Genomic DNA, 17,579 nt, shown 5'->3' with positions numbered 1-17,579 from the left:
CGCCAACGCCCCCCCCGACCCCCCCCCCCCCCCCCCCCCCCCCCCCCCCCCCCCCCCCCCCCCCCCCCCCCCCCCCCCCCCCCCCCCCCCCCCCCCCCCCCCGCGACGGCTCAGCGGCGCCGGGTCACTGCGGCGTTCAGTCTCCTTCGCGGTTGCGCGGGTCGGCGGCCGGGCCGCTCTCCTGCACGTCCTGCTTCACCTGCGCCAGCGGCGGCGGGGTGGGGATCTGCGGCGTCGTCTCCGCCGGCTGGTCGGCGATGCTCGACAGCGAGATCTTGGCCTCGGGCTGCTCGGCCGCCGGCGGCAGGTTCGAGTCGAACCAGTTGCTGGTGTCCAGTGAGGACGCCGGCGGCTGCCCCTCGGCGGGACGCTGCCCGCCGGTGGGTGCGTCGACGTCCAGCCAGCTGCGTGACCCCTCGCCGTCGTCGCCACCGCCCAGCTTGGACAGGCCCTCCAGCGCCTTGCTGAACTCGCTGGGGACGATCCACATCTTGTTCGCGTCGCCCTGGGCGATCTTCGGCAGCGTCTGCAGGTACTGGTAGGCCAGCAGGCCCTGGTCGGGCTTGCCGTCGTGGATGGCCTGGAAGACCGTCTCGATCGACTTGGCCTGCCCCTGCGCCTGCAGGAACAGCGCGGCTCGCTCACCCTCGGCGCGCAGGATGCGGCTCTGCCGCTCGGCCTCGGCGTCCAGGATGGCTGCCTGCTTCTTGCCCTCCGCCGACAGGATCGATGCGGCCTTCTGGCCCTCGGCGGTGGTGATCGCCGACTGCCGCTGCCCCTCGGCGGTGAGGATGACCGCGCGCTTGTCGCGGTCGGCGCGCATCTGCTTCTCCATGGAGTCCTGGATCGACGGCGGCGGGTCGATCGCCTTGATCTCCACGCGGGCCACCCGCAGGCCCCAGGGGCCGGTGGTGCCGTCGAGCACGGAGCGCAGCTGGGAGTTGATGCCGTCCCGGCCGGTGAGCGCGCCCTCCAGGTTCAGCCCGCCGACGACGTTGCGCAGGGTCGTGGTGGTCAGCTGTTCCATGCCGGTGATGTAGTTCGCGATCCCGTACACCGCCAGCCGCGGGTCGGTGACCTGGAAGTAGACGACGGTGTCGATGCCCACCTGCAGGTTGTCGGCGGTGATGACCGGCTGCGGCGGGAAGGAGATGACCTGCTCGCGCAGGTCGATGGTGGCGCGCACCCGGTCGACGAACGGGACGAGCAGGGCCAGGCCCGGCGACAGGGTGCGGCTGTAGCGACCGAGACGCTCGACCACCTTGGCCTGGGCCTGGGGGACGATCGTCACGCTCCTCGCCAGCACGAAGACCACGAGCACGGCGATCACGATGAGGGCGATCAGGGCGGCATCCACGCTGGTGGTGCTCCGTTCCTAGGAGGCGGTGCGTCCTGCCGATCCTGCCCTCCGCAGGAGCACCGCGTCACGTCCCCGCGCGCGGTGTCACCCGATCGCAGCCGGGACCGGCCAGTGCCGGTACGCCGTCACCCACAGCCCGGGCAGCACCTCCGTGTCGCCGGTGGCCGCGAAGCCCAGCCGCTCGTACAGCGCCCGGGCCGGGCGGTTGGCCCGGCCCGTGGACACCACGGTGGGGCGCCCTCCGGCCAGCTGGAGGCTCCGGCGCACGAGGGCCGTGCCGATGCCCTGACGGGCGGCGCCGGGCGACACCACGAGACGGTCGAGTTCCAGCAGGCGCGGCGACTCCGTCCACGCGACGGCACCGACCAGTCGGCTGCCCGACCACGCGCCGACCCAGGCCAGCGGTGCCGCGCGCAGCTCGGCCAGCCCCTCCCCGAGCGGCGGGATGCGGTCGTCACCGATCAGTGCGGCCTCGACCGCGTAGGCCTCGTGCTGGAGCTCCAGCAGCTCCCTGGCGAGGTCCTCGTCCGTGGCCGGCACGACCGCCCGGAGCTCCACCACCCGGTCAGAGGTGGCTGACGTAGGCGATCGGCCCCTCGATCTGCACGATGCGCACCGTGGCGCCGACCTCGTAGGCCTCACCGTCGAGCTGGGTGCGGGCCGTCCACTCGTCCTCGCCGAGCCGGATCCGGCCCTCGGCGTTGTCGACGCGCCGGCTGACCACGGCCTCGCGGCCGATCAGCGTCTGGACGCCGTCGATCTGCTCGGGCGTGCGGTCGACCAGGTGCCGCTTGGCGATCGGGCGGACCACCACGAGCAGGCCCGCGGCGACGACGACGAACGCGAGCAACTGCAACCACACCGCCCCGCCCAGCAGGGCGACGGTCATCCCGCCGAGGGCGCCGCCGGCGAACATGAGCAGCACCAGGTCCAGGCTGGCGACCTCACCGGCCGCGAACAGGCCTGAGGCGATCAACCAGAGCAGCCAGGCGGGCACACCCCGAGTCTGGCACGGGCCGCGGTGCCCGGCCGATCGCGGCGCCCCGCGTGGCGCCCGCCCGGGCGGCACCTCCCGGCGCCGTCGTAGCCTCGGTCACCGTGCACGATCTCGCCGCCGGCCGTCTCGCCGTCTGGGCCACCGCCTGGCTCACCGGCCGCTCCTCCTACGACGAGGCGCTCGACGCCGTCACCGGGGACACCGCCCACCGGGTCGTCGGGATGCCCGGCACCGACGAGGCCGTGCCGCTCGGCTGGGCGCTGAGCGCGCTGCGGGGTCTCGGGGAGGCCCGGCTGCGGCTGGTGCTCCCGGCCCCCGGGGACACCCGTGGGGTGCCCGCGGTCCCCGCGCTGACGGCGCTCGCGCTGGAGTCGGGGCAGGTCGCGGTCGGCGGGCAGGTCGCGCTGGTGCCCGAGGAGCTGGGCACGGAGATGGTCGCCTGGACGGTGGTGCCGCTGGACGGCGCTCCCCCGGCCGCCCCCGCCGCGGAGGGGACGCTGCGGGCGGCCTCCGGGGCCCTGGACCTCGCCGTCGGGGACGCGGCGCGCACGCTGGCCTCCCTGGACCTGGCCCGCTGGCACCCGGAGGTCCCGTCGCTGCTGGCGGGGCTGGCCAAGGGCGTGCGCGCGCCCGGGCTGCCCGACGACCACGACCCGCTGGCGGTCTCGGTGCTCGGTCGGGCGCAGCGGCTGCGGCAGGTGCTCGACCTGGCGATGGCCGACGCACCCGGGGCCGCGGTCACCCACGCCCAGGCGGCCGCCCGGGACGAGGCGCTGCGCCCGCTGGCCACCGCCGTCCGCGAGGCGACCGTCGCCGCCTACAACTGGGTGCCGAGAGACTGACCTCGGTACGCGCCCTCAGCCGTTGATCATGGCCGTCGTGCTCGGGGACACGCCGAGCGCCGGCGTGTCCCCGAGCGAGACCACCATGATCGACCGCGGCAGGGGACGGTGACTCGGTGGATCAGGCCGCGGGGCGGGCGGGGCGCTGCACGAAGCAGCAGGACGCCGGGCAGTTCGTGCCCAGCCGCGGTTCGCCACCGGCGCGGCGCTCCTCGAGCAGCTCGCGCAGCGAGCGGACGAACGCCTCGTGTGTGCCCGCCGTCGCCGCGCGGGCGAAGGCGAGGCCGAGCTCCTCGGCGGTCTCTTTCGCCTCGTTGTCCAGGTCCCAGATGACCTCGAGGTGGTCGCTGATGAAGCCCACCGGGAAGACGACGACGGCCTGCTCCCCGTTCTCCGCCAGCGCCCGCAGGTGGTCGTTGACGTCGGGCTCCAGCCACGGCACCGACGGCGGGCCGCTGCGGCTCTGCCAGACCAGGTCGAACGGGCGGCCCGGCGCGGCGGCGTCGACGACCAGCTGGGCGGCGCGCTGCAGCTCGGCCTCGTAGGCGTGCCCCTGCGGTCCGGCGACGTCGGCCATCGCGTTCGGGATGCTGTGCGCGGTGGCGACCAGCCGGGCACCGTCGCGCAGGTCGGCCGGCAGCTGCGCCAGCGCGGCGGTCAGCGCATCGGCGTTGGCCTGGACGAACCCGGGGGTGTCGAAGTAGTGCGGCAGCTTCTCCGCGGTGGGGCCGGCCGGCGCCGCCGGGTCGGACTCCAGCGCGACCCGGGCCCGGGCGACGTCCTCGTGGTACTGCCGGCAGCCGGAGAACGATGCGTACGCCGACGTCGCCAGGACGTAGGCGTGCTCGACGCCGTCCTCCGCCATCTGCCGCCAGGCGTCCTCGACGTAGGGCGCCCAGTTGCGGTTGCCCCAGTACACCGGCAGGTCGATGCCGGCCGTCTCGAACTCGGCCTCCAGGGCCGCGATCAGCGCCTCGTTCTGGTCGTTGATCGGGCTGACACCGCCGAAGTGGTGATAGTGCTCGGCGACGGCCTCCAGCCGCTCGCGGGGGATGCCGCGCCCCCGGGTCACGTTCTCCAGGAACGGCATGACGTCCGCGGGCCCCTCCGGGCCGCCGAAACCCAGCACCAGCAGCGCCTCGCGGCGACCGGCCGGCGCGGGCGCCGTCGACGGGGCGACCCCGCCGTTGTTGCGGACGGCGAGCGAGGGCTCCTCGTTCGGCTGCTGGCCGGCCGGGGTGATCGACGCCCCCTCCGGCATCGGGTGCGCCGGGCGGGAGAGGTCAGACACCGACGGCATGGAACCCGCCGTCCACGTGCACGATCTCTCCGGTGGTGGCCGGGAACCAGTCCGAGAGCAGGGCGGCGACGGCCTTGCCCGCGGGGTCGGTGTCGGTGACCGACCAGCCCAGCGGGGCGCGCTGCTCCCACGCCTCCTCGAACTGGTTGCTGCCCGGGATCGACTTCATCGCCATGGTGCGCAGCGGGCCGGCGGCGACCAGGTTCACCCGCACGCCCTCGGGCCCGAGCTCGCGGGCCAGGTACCGGGAGGTCGACTCCAACGCGGCCTTGGCCGCACCCATCCAGCCGTAGACCGGCCACGCGACGGTCGCGTCGAAGGTCAGTCCGACGACCGACGCGGTCTCGCCGAACAGCGGCCGGCAGGCCTGGGTCAGCGATGCCAGCGACCAGGCGGAGACCTGGAAGGCGGTGGCGGCGTGCTCCCAGCCGACCTCGGGGAAGCCCTCCCCCATCGCCTCCTGCGGGGCGAAGCCGATCGAGTGGACGACGCCGTCCAGCCGCGCGTCGTCGCCACCCAGGTGCTCGCGCAACCGGTCGGCCAGCGTCGACAGGTGCTCGGGGTCGGTGACGTCCAGCTCGATGACCGGCGCCTCCTGCGGCAGCCGCTTGGCGATCCGCTGGCACAGTGAGAACGCCCGGCCGAAGTTGGACAGGACGACGGTGGCGCCCTGCTCCTGCGCGATCCGCGCCGCGGAGAAGGCGATCGACGCCTCCGTCAGCACGCCGGCGATCAGGATCTTCTTGCCGTCCAGAATGCCCATCAGTGCCCCATCCCCAGTCCGCCGTCGACCGGGACGACCGCCCCGGTGATGTACCCCGCCGCGTCGCTCGCCAGGAAGCGGACGACGCCAGCGATCTCGTCTGCCTCGGCGAGCCGGCCCAGCGGCACCTGCCCGAGGATCTCCTGCTGCCGCTTCTCCGGCAGCTCCGCGGTCATGTCGGTCGACACGAACCCCGGCGCCACCACGTTCGCGGTGACGTTGCGGCTGCCCAGCTCCCGGGCGATCGAGCGGGCGAGCCCGACCAGCCCGGACTTGCTCGCCGCGTAGTTCACCTGCCCGGCCGAGCCGAGCAGCCCGACGACCGAGGAGATGAAGACCATCCGGCCGGCCCGGGCGCGCACCATCTTCGGCGCGGCGCGCTTGGCGACCCGGTAGGCGGCGGTGAGGTTCGCGTCGATGACGTCGGTGAACTGCTCCTCGCCCATCCGCAGCAGCAGCCCGTCGCGGGTGATGCCGGCGTTGCTGACCAGCACCTCCACCGGGCCCTGGTGCTCCTCGACCTCGGTGAACGCGCGGTCGACCGCTGCGGCGTCGGTGACGTCGCACTCCACGCCGAACAGCCCCTCGGGCGCGCCGCTGCCGCGGTGGGTGACCGCCACCGCATCGCCCTGCTCGGCGAAGGAGCGGGCGATGGCCAGCCCGATCCCCCGGTTGCCGCCGGTCACCAGCACCGACCTGCCCACGTGCCCCACCTCGCCGATCGCCGCCTGCAGTGCGTTTCGTCGGGCTCAACCTAGTCGGTGGGCGGGGGCCGGCCCTCCGGGGCGTCCGTCGGAGGGCCGGGGGTCCCGCCCCGAGGATTGACCGCACGCGGCGACGGGCAGGGAGGACCAATGCCCTCCGAGGAGACCCGCCCGACCCACGTCGTCTCCGCCGACGGCACCCGCCTGTCCGTGACCACCTGGGGCCCCGAGAACGCGCCCCTGGTCCTCCTGGTCCACGGGATGGGGATGTCGACCAGCTCCTGGGGCGACGTGCCCGAGCGGCTGGCCGCCTCCTGCCGGGTGGTGGCCTACGACCTGCGGGGTCACGGCGACAGCGAGCAGGCCCGCGACGGGTCCTACGGGCTGGCCACGCACGCCGCCGATCTGGGCGCGGTGCTCACCCGGGTCCGCTCCGGGGACGAGCGGGCCACCGCCCTCGTGCACAGCCTCGGCGGCGCGATCCTGCTGGAGCACGTCGCCGGCTCCGGGGACGGCGCGCTGTCCGGCGTCGTCTTCGCCGGGTCGGGGGCCTCCGCCGTCACCGTTCCGGGGCTCCCCGCCCGCGGCGTGCCCGCCCCGGTGGCCCGGGCGGTGCGCGGCTTCTGGCTCGGCGTCGTGGTCACGGCCGTCGGCGTGGCCCACCGGCTGCGGCCGTGGCGCCGGCTCACCGACCGGCTCACGCGCTGGTACGTCTTCGCCCCGGGGGCGCCGGACCACCTGGTGGCCCGGGTGCGGGCGGACTTCCTGCGCACCCGCCGGCGAGCACTGGTGCGGACGACGCTGGCCAGCGTGAGCCAGGACGGGCAGCGGCCGGCTCCCGCGCTCACGGTGCCGGTGACCGTGCTGCACGGCTCCCGCGACCGCGAGGTGTCCCGTGGCGACGCGGAGCGGCTGGTCGAGCGGATCCCCCGGGCAGAGCTGGTCGAGGTCCCCGAAGCGGCGCACATGCTGCCCCTGACCCACCCGGACCTCGTCGCCGAGACGGTGCTGACCATGGTGCGGCGTGCCGGGGACGCCGACCGGCCCCGGGCCAGCGCGTGAGCGCACCGGGAGGCCCCACGGGTGTCCGGGGCGTGGTGCGCCTGCTGAACACCTCCGGCGGGCGGCTGCTGTGCCTGGCCGGGCAGGTCGACGTCGCCGCCGTGGCCGCGTACGTCGACCGCTACGGACGGGAGCCGGCGCGGGTGGACGCCATCGACGCGGGCTCGGTGACCGCGCTGTCGCCGTCCGGGCTCGAGCTGCTGCTGGACCACCTGGCCGTGGCCGAGCTGGCCGGACGGCACGTCCGGGTGCGCCGCTCACCGCCGGTCGACCGGGCACTGGCCGCCGCGGGAGACACGGGCCGCTGGTGACCGGGCCCGCCGTCGGACACGATGGGCCGAGCCGACCGACCACCGACCCGCTGGAGTTCCCGTGACCGATCGCCCACCGCTGCCGCCGTTCACCCGGGAGACCGCGCTGCAGAAGGTGCAGGCCGCGGAGGACGCGTGGAACTCCCGGGACCCGGAGCGGGTGTCGCTGGCCTACACCGAGGACTCGGAGTGGCGGAACCGGGACACCTTCCTCAGCGGTCGCGCGGAGATCGTCGACTTCCTCACCGCCAAGTGGCAGCGCGAGCTCGACTACGTCCTGCGCAAGTCGCTGTGGGCGTTCACGGACGACCGGATCGCGGTGCGGTTCCAGTACGAGTGGCACGACTCGACCGGGCAGTGGTGGCGCAGCCACGGCAACGAGAACTGGGAGTTCGACGCGCACGGGCTGATGCGCCGCCGGGAGGCGAGCATCAACGACATCCCCATCAGCGCCGACGACCGCCGCTGGACCGGCCCGCGCACCGACGCCGAGCGCGGGGTGGAGATCCCGCTGCGCTGACCGACCCCGGCGTGCACGCAGCACAGCCGGGTAGGGGCGCTGCGTGGAAGAGCTCCTCGAGGACGCCGTCAACCTGCTCGTCGTCATCGTCGAGGCGTGCGCCGTCGTCGTCATCGTCATCGGCGCGCTGTGGGCCTTCGCCCGCTTCCTCTGGGTCGCGCTGCGACACCGCGACGACCGGGCCTTCGTCCCCGTCCGGCTCACCCTGGGTCGCTTCCTGGCCCTGGGCCTGGAGTTCCAGCTGGCCAGCGACGTGCTGCGGACGGCGGTCGCCCCCAGCTTCGAGGAGCTCGGGAAGCTGGCCGCCGTCGCGGCGATCCGGACCGCGCTGAACTGGTTCCTCGGCAGGGAGATCGCGGAGGAACGACGCCAGGTCGCCGAGCAGCACCGGGAGTCGGACGACGCCGCCGACGACGATCGGCGGGAGCGCGCCACATGACGGTGGGGGACGCGGTGACCGGGCTGGGGCCGCAGCTGCTCTCCGCGCTGGCCCTGGTCGCCGGTGCGCTCACCCTGGCCGCGAGCCGCCGTCCGGCGCTGGCGCTGGGGGTGCTGCTGGACCTGCTGCTGGCCGCCGGTCTGCTCCGGATGGCCGGGGACCCGGACTGGCAGAGCATCGCCACCGCCGCCGCGCTCGTCGCGCTGCGGCACCTCGCCGGCGCCGGGCTGCGGATCGGTGCACGGTCCTGGACGCCGCGGGCCGGCCGGCGCCCGGGTCGGCCGTCGGCGGACGGCCTGGTGCACCGGTCGGTCCGCCCCCACTGGCGCCCCTGACCGTCGCGCACCGACGCCCAGCCTGGGGTGCGGGCGCCTGCGCTCCGGGCGTCCCCGGGGTGCAGGCCACCCGCGCTGTCACCGGCCCGGGTCCGGCTGCAGCCAGGCGCCGCGCGGCTCAGCAGTCGCAGGAGCAGGTCTGGTCGGCGCAGTCGCAGTCGCAGCTCAGTCGCAGCACGTCGGGTCACCTCCCTCCTGACTCGGGCACCACGTGCCGGGGCTCGGCGGCGGGCAGTCGTCGGCCGGCAGTGCCTCGGCCATGGCGACCATCTCCGCGCGCAACCGGGTGAGCCGGTCGAGTTCGGCGTCGAGCTCGGCGAGCCGGCGGCGCAGCAACTGCTCCGCCGGCTCGCACGCGCACGAGCCGGTGTCCCGCACGGCCAGCAGCTCGCGGATGTCGGCCAGCCGCAGACCCAGGCGCTGTGCGCCCTGGACGAACCGGAGCCGGTCCAGCTCGTCGTGCGGGTAGCTCCGGTAGCCCGCTGCGGTCCGGGCGGGCGGGCGCAGCAGCCCCACCCGTTCGTAGTAGCGGACCGTGTCGCCGGAGACCCCCGCGGCCTCCGCGAGCTCGGCGACGCGCAGCCCGCGGGCTCCGCTGCCGGTCTCGGTCGTCGTCATGGCCGGACCGTAGACCTGGGAGTCGGCTCCAAGGTCAAGCCGGCCGACCGGACGATTGCGATGGTCCGTGCGGTGGGTACCGGCCATCGGTGCCGGACACCCGCGAAGCCCTCCAGCAGACCGCCGCCGACAGCTTCGGCTGGCCGGAGCTGCACCCCGAACAACTCGAGGCGATGGAGCAGGTGATGGCCGGCCGGGACGTCCTGGCGGTGCTGCCGACCGGCGCGGGGAAGTCCGCCATCTACCAGGTGCCCGCGCTGCTGCTGGACGGCCCCACGCTCGTCGTCTCGCCGCTGCTGGCGCTGCAGCGGGACCAGATGGAGGGCATCGACGACTCTGCCGCCCCCGAAGCCGTGGCGGTCAACTCCGCGCAGCGGGCCGGTGAGACGCGGCACGCCTGGGACGCCGTCCGGGAGGGCGAGGCCGAGTACCTGTTCCTCTCCCCCGAGCAACTGGCCAAGGACGACGTCCTCGACGAGCTCGCCAGGCTCGGCATCAGCTTCTTCGTCGTCGACGAGGCCCACTGCGTCTCCGCCTGGGGCCACGACTTCCGCCCCGACTACCTGCGCCTCGGGACGGCGATCGAACGGCTCGGGCACCCACCGGTGCTGGCCCTCACCGCGACCGCGGCGCTGCCGGTGCGGCAGGACGTCCTGGCGCGACTGGGCCTGCGCGACGCCGTGGAGGTCGTCGCCAGCTTCGACCGGCCGAACCTGCGCCTGGCCGTGGAACGGGAGAGCGACGACCGGCGCAAGCGGTCCGCGGTGGTGGTGCGGGTCGGCGGGCTGATGTCCGACCCGGCCACCCGGGGTGGGCTGGTCTACGTCGCCAGCCGCAAGGACGCCGAGTACTACGCCGACGAGCTCGCCCAGCTGGGCCACCGGGTCGCGGCCTATCACGCGGGGATGAAGGCAGCCGACCGCACCCGGGTGCACGAGCAGTTCCTCGGCGGCGAGGTGGACGTCGTGGTGGCCACCTCGGCGTTCGGCATGGGCATCGACAAGCCAGACGTGCGCTTCGTCGTGCACGCCTCGGCGCCGGAGTCGCTGGACTCCTACTACCAGCAGATCGGCCGCGCCGGCCGGGACGGCGAGCCGGCGGAGGTGTACCTCTTCCACCGCCCCGAGGACCTCCACCTGCAGACCTTCCTCACCGCCAGCCGCGCCCCCGAGGAGGTGCTGGCGGACGTGGCCGAGTCCCTCGACCAGCACGACGGGCCGGTGCGCACCGCCGAGCTCGCCGACGACGTCGACGCCCCGGCGGCCAAGCGCACCCGCGCCGTGAACCTGCTGGAGCAGGCCGGCGCGGTCGCCACCACCGACGACGGCCGGCTGGAGTACCTGGACCCCGACGTCGGGCCGCGCGAGGCGGTGCAGGAGGCCGTCGAGGTGTCCGAGACCCACCAGCGGCTGATCCGCTCCCGGATCGAGATGGTGCGTGGCTACGCCGAGACCACCGGGTGCCGGCGGCAGTTCCTGCTCGGCTACTTCGGCGAGCAGCTCCCGCACCCGTGCGGCAACTGCGACACGTGCGCGGCGGGCACCGCGCAGGAGCACGCCGTCGACGACGCCCCGTTCCCGGTGAACAGCGCCGTCCGGCACCCGGAGTGGGGGCACGGCGTGGTCATGTCCGTGGAGCCGGACCGGCTGACGGTGCTGTTCGACCAGGAGGGCTACAAGACCCTGGCCACCGCCGCCGTCGAGTCCAACCACCTGCTCACCGCCGACTGAGCCGGCAGCGCCGGCGCCCAGGACGGGCTACCGCGGCGGCTCTCCGCCGCGATGGGCCCTGCGGCCGGCGGGCGCTGTCGCTGCTGCCCGCGGGCGGATCAGGTCTTGCTCTTGCCCTGGGCGCTGGAGTGCTCGTGGCGGTCCTCGCCCTTCCGCACGTGGCGGGTCTGCTTGGACGCGCCGGTGGTCACTCCCGCGGCGCTGGGGGACTCACCGTTGCGGTGCGCCTCGCGGACGGCGGCGCGCTGGGCATCTGCGTCGTTGTTCTTGGCCATGCCCCTGGGTTTCCCGGAACCGCCGTGGGCACACACCCGCGCACCGGCCGGGCCAACGGACACGCCGCCAGCAGGTGCCACAGCCGCCCACGCCGGAGGGAGGCGCAGGATGCCGGGCTCTTCCACTTCCTCGTCGCCAGCGAGCCGGCAGGGCTGCGACGGGATGTGGCGGATCGCTGCCCGGCCACCGACGGGATGCACCGAACCGCATACCTGCCCGGGGCGCGGGTAGGGGCGCGGTGTCCGAGCCCCGGGTGCCCGCGAGTGCACGACCAGCACGGATGCGGCCGTGCCCGGGCCCACGGGAGTCGCCTGCACCTCGACGACAGCGGTCCCGACCGGGCCGAGCGGGTGCACCGGCTGCCAGACGTCAGCTGCGGCTCCCTCAACGCCCCCAACGACCAGCGCGAGCGATCCGGAGGAACGACATGAAGGCAGTGGTGTGGCACGGCGTCGGGGACATCCGACTGGACGACGTCCCCGACCCGACCATCCAGGACCCGACCGACGCGATCATCGAGGTGACCGCGAGCGGCATCTGCGGCACCGACCTGCACTTCGTCCGCGGCACGATGCCCGGCATGGTCGAGGGCACGATCCTCGGGCACGAGGCGGTCGGCGTGGTGCGCGAGACCGGTCCGGGGGTGCGGAACCTGCGTCCCGGTGACCGGGTGGTGGTCCCTTCGACGATCGGCTGCGGCTACTGCTCGTACTGCCGGGCCGGGTACTACGCGCAGTGCGACAATGCCAACCCCAACGGCCCGGCCGCGGGCACCTGCTTCTTCGGCGGTCCGCAGACCACCGGCCCGGTCGACGGTCTGCAGGCCCAGTACGCGCGCATCCCGTTCGCCAACGTCGGCCCCGTGTGGCTGCCCGAGGAGGTCAGCGACGACGCGGCGCTGATGCTGTCCGACATCTACCCCACCGCCTGGTTCGGTGCCCGGCTGGCCGACGTGTCCGACGGCGACACCGTGCTGGTGCTCGGCGCCGGCCCGGTCGGTCAGTTCGCCGTCACCAGCGCCTTCCAGCAGGGCGCCGGGCGGGTGCTCGTCGTCGACGGCCTCACCAGCCGGCTGGACCAGGCCCGGGCGCGCGGCGCCGAGGCGATCGACTTCAACGCCGAGGACCCCGTCGAGGTCGTCAAGGAACTGACCGGCGGGATCGGGGTGGACCGGGTGATCGACGCGGTCGGCGTGGACGCCCAGCGGCCGAAGTCCGGGCCGGCGGCCGAGCAGGCCGAGCAGGAGGCGCAGCAGTTCGACGCCGAGCGTTCCCAGGTGGCCCCCGAGCAGAACCCGCACGGGGACACCTTCGTGCCGGGTGACGCGCCGAGTCAGTCGCTGGAGTGGGCGGTCCAGGCGGTGGCCAAGGCCGGCAGCATCGGCGTCATCGGCGTCTACCCGCCGCAGATGACCGCGTTCCCGACCGGCGCGGCGATGAACAAGAACCTCAGCGTGAAGATGGGCAACTGCAACCACCGGCGGTACCTGCCGCACCTGCTGGACCTGGTGCGCACCGGTGCCATCGACCCGTCGACGGTGCTGACCCAGGTCGAGGACATGCCGACGGTCCTGCAGGCGTACGAGACCTTCGACCAGCGGCAGAGCGGCTGGACCAAGGCGGTCATCGCGCCCTGACCCCACCGCGCCTGCCCGCCGCACGAGGGGCCGCGGTCGGCTACTCGTGCACCGCCCAGACCTCGGCCGGGCCACGGGGCGTGTCGACGACCCGGCGGGGCTCCACCCGCTCGTAGACCCCGAGCCAGCGCGGCCCGTCGTACACGAGCAGCGACGAGGCGAGCTCCTCCTCGGGCAGGTCGTCGACCTGCCCGTCGCGAGGACCACCGACATGCAGGACCAACGGCACCCGCGTAGTCTAGACAGCCCTGTTTACGCTGTAAACAGCCGCGCCTCAGCCGCCGACGTAGTCCGCCAGGTGCTCACCGGTCAGGGTGGCGCGCGAGGCCACCAGGTCGGCCGGGGTGCCTTCGAAGACCACCCGGCCACCGTCGTGCCCGGCCCCGGGTCCGAGGTCGATGATCCAGTCGGCGTGCGCCATCACCGCCTGGTGGTGCTCGATGACGACGACCGACGTCCCGGCGTCGACCAGCCGGTCGAGCAGGCCGAGCAGGTGCTGCACATCGGCCAGGTGCAGACCGGTGGTGGGCTCGTCCAGCACGTAGACGCCGCCCGGCTCCCCCATGTGGGTCGCCAGCTTGAGCCGCTGCCGTTCGCCGCCGGACAGCGTGGTGAGCGGCTGGCCGAGGGTGAGGTAGCCGAGCCCCACGTCGGCCAGGTGGGTCAGCACCTTCTGCGCGGCCGGCGTGCGCGCGTCACCGGCGCCGAAGAACTGCTCGGCCTCGGCCACCGACATGGCCAGCACCTCGCTGATGTCCCGCCCACCCAAGCGGTACTCCAGCACCGAGGCCTGGAACCGCCTGCCCTCGCACTCCTCGCAGGGGGTGGCGACCGCGGCCATCGTCGCCAGGTCGGTGTACACCACCCCGGCGCCCTTGCACGTGGGGCAGGCACCCTCGGAGTTGGCGCTGAACAGCGCCGGCTTCACCCCGTTGGCCTTCGCGAAGGCCTTCCGGATCGGGTCGAGCAGCCCGGTGTAGGTCGCCGGGTTGCTCCGGCGGGAGCCGCGGATCGGGGCCTGGTCGACGGTCACGACGCCATCCCGGCCGGCCACCGACCCCGAGATCAGCGAGCTCTTGCCCGACCCCGCCACGCCGGTCAGCACCACCAGCACGCCGAGCGGGATGTCGACGTCGACGTCCCGCAGGTTGTGCGTGCCGGCGCCGCGCACCTCCAGCGCGCCCGAGGGCGTGCGGACCGCGGGCTTCACCGAGACCCGGTCGTCGAGGTGCCGCCCGGTGAGGGTGCCGCTGGCCCGCAGCTCCTCGACCGTGCCCTCGAAGCAGACCGTGCCGCCGGCCGTCCCGGCGCCGGGGCCGAGGTCGACGACGTGGTCGGCGATCGCGATCGTCTCGGGCTTGTGCTCGACCACGAGCACGGTGTTGCCCTTGTCGCGCAACCGCAGCAGCAGGTCGTTCATCCGCCCGATGTCGTGCGGGTGCAGGCCGATCGTCGGCTCGTCGAAGACGTAGGTGACGTCGGTGAGCGAGGAGCCGAGGTGCCGGATCATCTTGGTCCGCTGGGCCTCGCCGCCCGACAGCGTGCCCGCCGGCCGGTCGAGCGACAGGTAGCCCAGCCCGATCTCCACGAACGCGTCGAGGGTCTCCCCCAGCCCGCCCAGCAGCGGCGCCACCGACGGCTCGTCGAGGGCGCGCACCCACTCGGCGAGGTCGCTGATCTGCATGGCGCAGGCCTCGGCGATGTTCTTCCCGCGGATGCGCGAGGACCGGGCCGCCGCGCTGAGCCGGGTGCCGTCGCAGTCCGGGCAGGTGGTGAAGACGACCGCCCGGTCCACGAACGCCCGGACGTGCGGCTGCATCGCCTCCCGGTCCTTGCTCAACATCGACTTCTGGATCTTCGGGATCAGCCCCTCGTAGGTCAGGTTGATCCCGTCGACCTTGATCTTGGTTGGCTCCTTGTGCAGCAGGTCGTGCAGCTCGGCGTCGGTGTACTCGCGGATCGGCTTGTCCGGGTCGAAGAACCCGGAGCCGCCGTAGATGCGCCCGTACCAGCCGTCGGCGCTGTAGCCGGGAACGGTGAACGGGCCCTCGTTGAGCGACTTGCTGTCGTCGTAGAGCTGGGTCACGTCGATGTCGGTGACCCGGCCCATGCCCTCGCAGCGCGGGCACATGCCGCCGGTGATGCTGAACTCGCGGCGCTCCTTGACGGTCCGGCCGCCCTGCTCGAAGGTGACCGCCCCGGCTCCGCTGATCGAGGCGACGTTGAAGGAGAACGCCTGCGGCGAACCGATGTGCGGCTCGCCCAGCCGGCTGAACAGGATGCGCAGCATCGCGTTGGCGTCGGTGGCGGTGCCCACCGTGGAGCGGGGGTTGGCGCCCATCCGCTCCTGGTCGACGATGATCGCCGTCGTCAGCCCGTCGAGCAGATCGACGTCCGGCCGGGCCAGCGACGGCATGAACCCCTGCACGAAGGCGCTGTAGGTCTCGTTGATCAGCCGCTGCGACTCCGCGGCGATCGTGCCGAACACCAGCGAGCTCTTGCCCGAGCCGGAGACGCCGGTGAACACCGTCAGCCGGCGCTTCGGGATCTCGACGCTGACGTCCGCGAGGTTGTTCTGCCGCGCGCCGATCACCCGGATCAGGTCGTGCCGGTCGGCCACGTGCGGCTTCCCCGACGACGCCTGGGTGCTGGTGGCCGTGCTCGTGGTGGTGGGGCTCATCGCACTCTCCCTCCGCCCGGCGGGACCCGGGCTGCTCCCCGGCCGGATCCTGCCGCACCCGGTGGGCCGGTGGCGTGCTCGACGCCGCGCCCGTCGCCGGAGCTCGTGGGAGGCTCAGGTCCATGCCCCGGCCGCTGCGCTCGGTTGACGCGGTGCGATCGCTGTTCCAGCCGATCGTCGACCTGCACGACGGTGCGCTGGTGGCCGTGGAGGCGCTGTCCCGGGGCGAAGCCGCCCCCCTGGAGTCACCGACCCACCTGTTCGCCGCCGCAGCTGCCGACGGGACGACCGCGGCGCTGGACCGCGCGTGCCTGCGCGCCGCGCTGGCCGGGGTGGCCGACGTCCCCGAGCCCACGACGCTGTTCGTGAACATCGAGCCGGCGACCCTGGCGACCCTCTCCGCGGACGACCTGGCCGAGCTCGCCGACCTCACCCCGGCGCCCGTCCAGATCGTGCTCGAGGTGACCGAACGCGACCTGCTGGAACGCCCGGCGGACCTCGTCCGCGGGGTGCGGCGGGCCCGGGACATCGGCTGGCGGGTGGCGCTGGACGACGTCGGCGCCGAGCCGGCCGGGCTGGCGCTGGTGTCCTTCCTGCGACCGGACGTGATCAAGCTCGACCTGGCCCTGGTGCGGGGGCACACCACGCTGCAGGTGGCCGGGGTGGTCAACGCCGTCCGGGCCGAGGCGGAACGCTCCGGCGCCGTCGTCCTGGCCGAGGGGATCGAGACCGAGCAGCACCTCGAGCGGGCCCTGGCACTGGGCGCGCGGCTGGGGCAGGGCTGGATGTTCGGCCGCCCCGAGCCGCGGCTGCCGACCGGCATGCGCGCGGTGCGCTTCCGGCCGCAGACCCCCCGGGTGGTGGCCTCGGCGGACGGGGCGGCGCCCACGCCGTACACGGTCCTCGCCGCGGCGACGGCGCCCCAGCGCACCAGCGTGCCGCTGCTGGCGTCGATGACCCGCCAGCTCGAGCGGCAGGCCCTGCTGCTGGACGAGCAGACCGTGGTCCTGGCGAACTTCCAGCACGCGGCGTCGATGAGCGCCCGCACGCGCCGCCGGTACGAGACGCTCGGCAGCGTCACCGCCCTCACCGCGGCGACCGGGGTCGGCATGCCCGCCGAGCCTGCCCCGGGGGTGGCGGGCACCGCACTGGAGCCCGACGACCCGCTGGCCGCCGAGTGGGTCGTGACGATCGTCAGTCCGCACTTCGCCGCCGCGCTCGCCGCCCGCGAGGTGCCGGCGGAGGTCCGCGGGCCCGGGGATCCGGCCGAGGCCGCGGAGCGGCGGCTGGACTACGCGCTGACCTACGACCGGCAGCGGGTGCTCGACGCGGCCGGCCTCCTGCTGGACAAGGTGCGGCCCAGGACCACCGGCCCGGCGCCGGCCGTGGTGACCGGGCACCACGCGGACGCCGAGGTCCTCCGGGTGGCCGAGGACGAGCTGCCCGACCTGATGCTCCGGGCCGTCGCCGTCGCGAGCAACGGCATCGTCATCGCCGACGCGCGGCTGCCCGACCTCCCGCTGGTCTACGCGAACGCCGCGTTCCTGCGCATCACCGGCTACACCGAGGCGGAGGTCCTGGGCCGCAACTGCCGCTTCCTCCAGGGGCCGGACACCGACGCCAGCCAGGTGCAGCCGATCCGTCGACGGCTCCTCGCCGGCCGGGACGTGCACGCGGTGCTGCTCAACCACCGGCGCGACGGCTCCCCGTTCTGGAACGAGGTCCGGATCAGCGCCGTCTGGAACGGCGGGGAGATCACCCACTACATCGGCAGCCAGCTCGACGTGACCGCCCGGGTCGAGCGGGAACGGCGGACGACGTACCTCGCCCACCACGACGAGCTGACCGGCCTCCCCAACCGGGCGCACGTGCTGGAGCACCTGGACCTCGAGCTGGGGGGGGGGGGGGGGGGGGGGGGCGGGGGGGGGGGGGGGGGGGGCGGCGGGGGGCGGGGCGGCCGGCGCGGGGTGGGGGCGGGGCGGCGGGGCTCCGGGCGCGGGGGCGGG

At 74.4% G+C, this 17,579-nt stretch carries 19 protein-coding genes; 9 read left to right on the top strand and 10 right to left on the bottom strand.

All coding sequences use genetic code 11. The features are described 5' to 3' along the window. Nucleotides 1-136 precede the first annotated feature (136 nt). From ACI79Y_RS19135 to ACI79Y_RS19125, 3 genes are all read right to left on the bottom strand, one after another. Nucleotides 137-1,357 (bottom strand): SPFH domain-containing protein, encoded by a 1,221-nt coding sequence (locus ACI79Y_RS19135; protein WP_457160019.1) that lies wholly within the window; start codon nt 1,355-1,357, stop codon nt 137-139. 87 nt (nt 1,358-1,444) lie between these two features. Beyond that, nucleotides 1,445-1,900, bottom strand: a complete 456-nt coding sequence (locus ACI79Y_RS19130) for a GNAT family N-acetyltransferase (RefSeq protein ID WP_457160018.1) — start codon at nt 1,898-1,900, stop codon at nt 1,445-1,447. A gap of 25 nt (nt 1,901-1,925) precedes the next feature. Next, entirely contained in the window at nt 1,926-2,357 is a 432-nt protein-coding gene (locus ACI79Y_RS19125) for an NfeD family protein (protein WP_457160017.1), read from the bottom strand. A 101-nt stretch (nt 2,358-2,458) separates the two neighbouring features. On the opposite strand from ACI79Y_RS19125, the gene ACI79Y_RS19120 reads away from it, so the two are divergent. Then, nucleotides 2,459-3,199, top strand: coding sequence for a hypothetical protein (locus tag ACI79Y_RS19120; protein ID WP_457160016.1), 741 nt, complete (start codon nt 2,459-2,461; stop codon nt 3,197-3,199). Between the two features lie 121 nt (nt 3,200-3,320). On the opposite strand, the gene ACI79Y_RS19115 is transcribed toward ACI79Y_RS19120, so the two are convergent. Genes ACI79Y_RS19115 through fabG form a run of 3 tightly spaced genes read right to left on the bottom strand, consistent with a single transcriptional unit; the run spans nt 3,321 to nt 5,966 of the window. Continuing rightward, nucleotides 3,321-4,490, bottom strand: a complete 1,170-nt coding sequence (locus tag ACI79Y_RS19115; RefSeq protein WP_457160015.1) for a ferrochelatase — start codon at nt 4,488-4,490, stop codon at nt 3,321-3,323. Then, entirely contained in the window at nt 4,483-5,262 is a 780-nt protein-coding gene (fabI, locus tag ACI79Y_RS19110; RefSeq protein ID WP_457160014.1) for an enoyl-ACP reductase FabI, read from the bottom strand. Before fabI ends, ACI79Y_RS19115 begins: the two co-directional genes overlap by 8 nt. Continuing rightward, nucleotides 5,262-5,966: a 3-oxoacyl-ACP reductase FabG gene (fabG, locus tag ACI79Y_RS19105; RefSeq protein WP_457160013.1), complete on the bottom strand. Its 705-nt coding sequence runs from the start codon at nt 5,964-5,966 to the stop codon at nt 5,262-5,264. Before fabG ends, fabI begins: the two co-directional genes overlap by 1 nt. A 150-nt stretch (nt 5,967-6,116) precedes the next feature. On the opposite strand from fabG, the gene ACI79Y_RS19100 reads away from it, so the two are divergent. The 5 genes from ACI79Y_RS19100 (at nt 6,117) to ACI79Y_RS19080 (ending at nt 8,633) form a co-directional block, all read left to right on the top strand. Beyond that, nucleotides 6,117-7,028, top strand: coding sequence for an alpha/beta fold hydrolase (locus tag ACI79Y_RS19100; RefSeq protein ID WP_457160012.1), 912 nt, complete (start codon nt 6,117-6,119; stop codon nt 7,026-7,028). Nucleotides 7,029-7,060: 32 nt separating this feature from the next. Next, the gene (locus tag ACI79Y_RS19095; RefSeq protein WP_457160011.1) at nt 7,061-7,339 is read left to right on the top strand and encodes a hypothetical protein; all 279 of its coding nucleotides are present in this window, start codon (nt 7,061-7,063) and stop codon (nt 7,337-7,339) included. Between the two features lie 61 nt (nt 7,340-7,400). Beyond that, nucleotides 7,401-7,859, top strand: coding sequence for a nuclear transport factor 2 family protein (locus ACI79Y_RS19090; protein ID WP_457160010.1), 459 nt, complete (start codon nt 7,401-7,403; stop codon nt 7,857-7,859). A gap of 43 nt (nt 7,860-7,902) precedes the next feature. After that, nucleotides 7,903-8,298 carry a DUF1622 domain-containing protein gene (locus tag ACI79Y_RS19085; RefSeq protein ID WP_457160009.1) on the top strand — a complete coding sequence of 132 codons (396 nt, stop codon included), beginning with the start codon at nt 7,903-7,905 and terminating at the stop codon, nt 8,296-8,298. Further along, entirely contained in the window at nt 8,295-8,633 is a 339-nt protein-coding gene (locus ACI79Y_RS19080; RefSeq protein WP_457160008.1) for a hypothetical protein, read from the top strand. Before ACI79Y_RS19085 ends, ACI79Y_RS19080 begins: the two co-directional genes overlap by 4 nt. 165 nt (nt 8,634-8,798) lie before the next feature. Here the strand turns inward: ACI79Y_RS19080 and ACI79Y_RS19075 are convergent, their stop codons facing one another. Then, on the bottom strand, nt 8,799-9,251 hold the full coding sequence (locus tag ACI79Y_RS19075; protein ID WP_457082761.1) for a heavy metal-responsive transcriptional regulator: 453 nt from the start codon (nt 9,249-9,251) through the stop codon (nt 8,799-8,801). Nucleotides 9,252-9,340: 89 nt separating this feature from the next. Between ACI79Y_RS19075 and ACI79Y_RS19070 the strand changes: the two genes are divergently transcribed. Next, a complete protein-coding gene (locus ACI79Y_RS19070; RefSeq protein ID WP_457160007.1) occupies nt 9,341-10,981 on the top strand; it encodes a RecQ family ATP-dependent DNA helicase in 1,641 nt (546 codons plus the stop codon). A 98-nt stretch (nt 10,982-11,079) separates the two neighbouring features. Here the strand turns inward: ACI79Y_RS19070 and ACI79Y_RS19065 are convergent, their stop codons facing one another. Next, nucleotides 11,080-11,256, bottom strand: coding sequence for a hypothetical protein (locus tag ACI79Y_RS19065; RefSeq protein WP_457139775.1), 177 nt, complete (start codon nt 11,254-11,256; stop codon nt 11,080-11,082). Between the two features lie 428 nt (nt 11,257-11,684). Between ACI79Y_RS19065 and ACI79Y_RS19060 the strand changes: the two genes are divergently transcribed. After that, the gene (locus ACI79Y_RS19060) at nt 11,685-12,893 is read left to right on the top strand and encodes a zinc-dependent alcohol dehydrogenase (RefSeq protein ID WP_457160006.1); all 1,209 of its coding nucleotides are present in this window, start codon (nt 11,685-11,687) and stop codon (nt 12,891-12,893) included. Nucleotides 12,894-12,933: 40 nt separating this feature from the next. Here ACI79Y_RS19060 and ACI79Y_RS19055 read toward each other — a convergent pair whose 3' ends face one another. Together ACI79Y_RS19055 and ACI79Y_RS19050 are read right to left on the bottom strand one after the other, a co-directional pair. After that, nucleotides 12,934-13,122: a hypothetical protein gene (locus tag ACI79Y_RS19055; protein ID WP_457160005.1), complete on the bottom strand. Its 189-nt coding sequence runs from the start codon at nt 13,120-13,122 to the stop codon at nt 12,934-12,936. 45 nt (nt 13,123-13,167) lie between these two features. After that, nucleotides 13,168-15,573, bottom strand: a complete 2,406-nt coding sequence (locus tag ACI79Y_RS19050) for an ATP-binding cassette domain-containing protein (RefSeq protein WP_457160004.1) — start codon at nt 15,571-15,573, stop codon at nt 13,168-13,170. Nucleotides 15,574-15,695: 122 nt separating this feature from the next. Here ACI79Y_RS19050 and ACI79Y_RS19045 point away from each other — a divergent pair. Beyond that, the coding region (locus ACI79Y_RS19045; RefSeq protein WP_457160003.1) for an EAL domain-containing protein at nt 15,696-17,579 on the top strand (1,884 nt) is incomplete at its 3' end.

The sequence above is a fragment of the Modestobacter sp. SYSU DS0875 genome, from assembly GCF_054050915.1.
This window is presented reverse-complemented; position numbering and strand designations above follow the sequence as displayed.

Coding starts and splice junctions, on each gene's coding strand:
- fabI (WP_457160014.1), bottom strand. CDS start 5,262: ATGGGCATTCTGGACGGCAAGAAGATCCTGATCGCCGGCGTGCTGACG.
- ACI79Y_RS19100 (WP_457160012.1), top strand. CDS start 6,117: ATGCCCTCCGAGGAGACCCGCCCGACCCACGTCGTCTCCGCCGACGGC.
- ACI79Y_RS19080 (WP_457160008.1), top strand. CDS start 8,295: ATGACGGTGGGGGACGCGGTGACCGGGCTGGGGCCGCAGCTGCTCTCC.
- ACI79Y_RS19075 (WP_457082761.1), bottom strand. CDS start 9,251: ATGACGACGACCGAGACCGGCAGCGGAGCCCGCGGGCTGCGCGTCGCC.
- ACI79Y_RS19065 (WP_457139775.1), bottom strand. CDS start 11,256: ATGGCCAAGAACAACGACGCAGATGCCCAGCGCGCCGCCGTCCGCGAG.
- ACI79Y_RS19060 (WP_457160006.1), top strand. CDS start 11,685: ATGAAGGCAGTGGTGTGGCACGGCGTCGGGGACATCCGACTGGACGAC.
- ACI79Y_RS19050 (WP_457160004.1), bottom strand. CDS start 15,573: ATGAGCCCCACCACCACGAGCACGGCCACCAGCACCCAGGCGTCGTCG.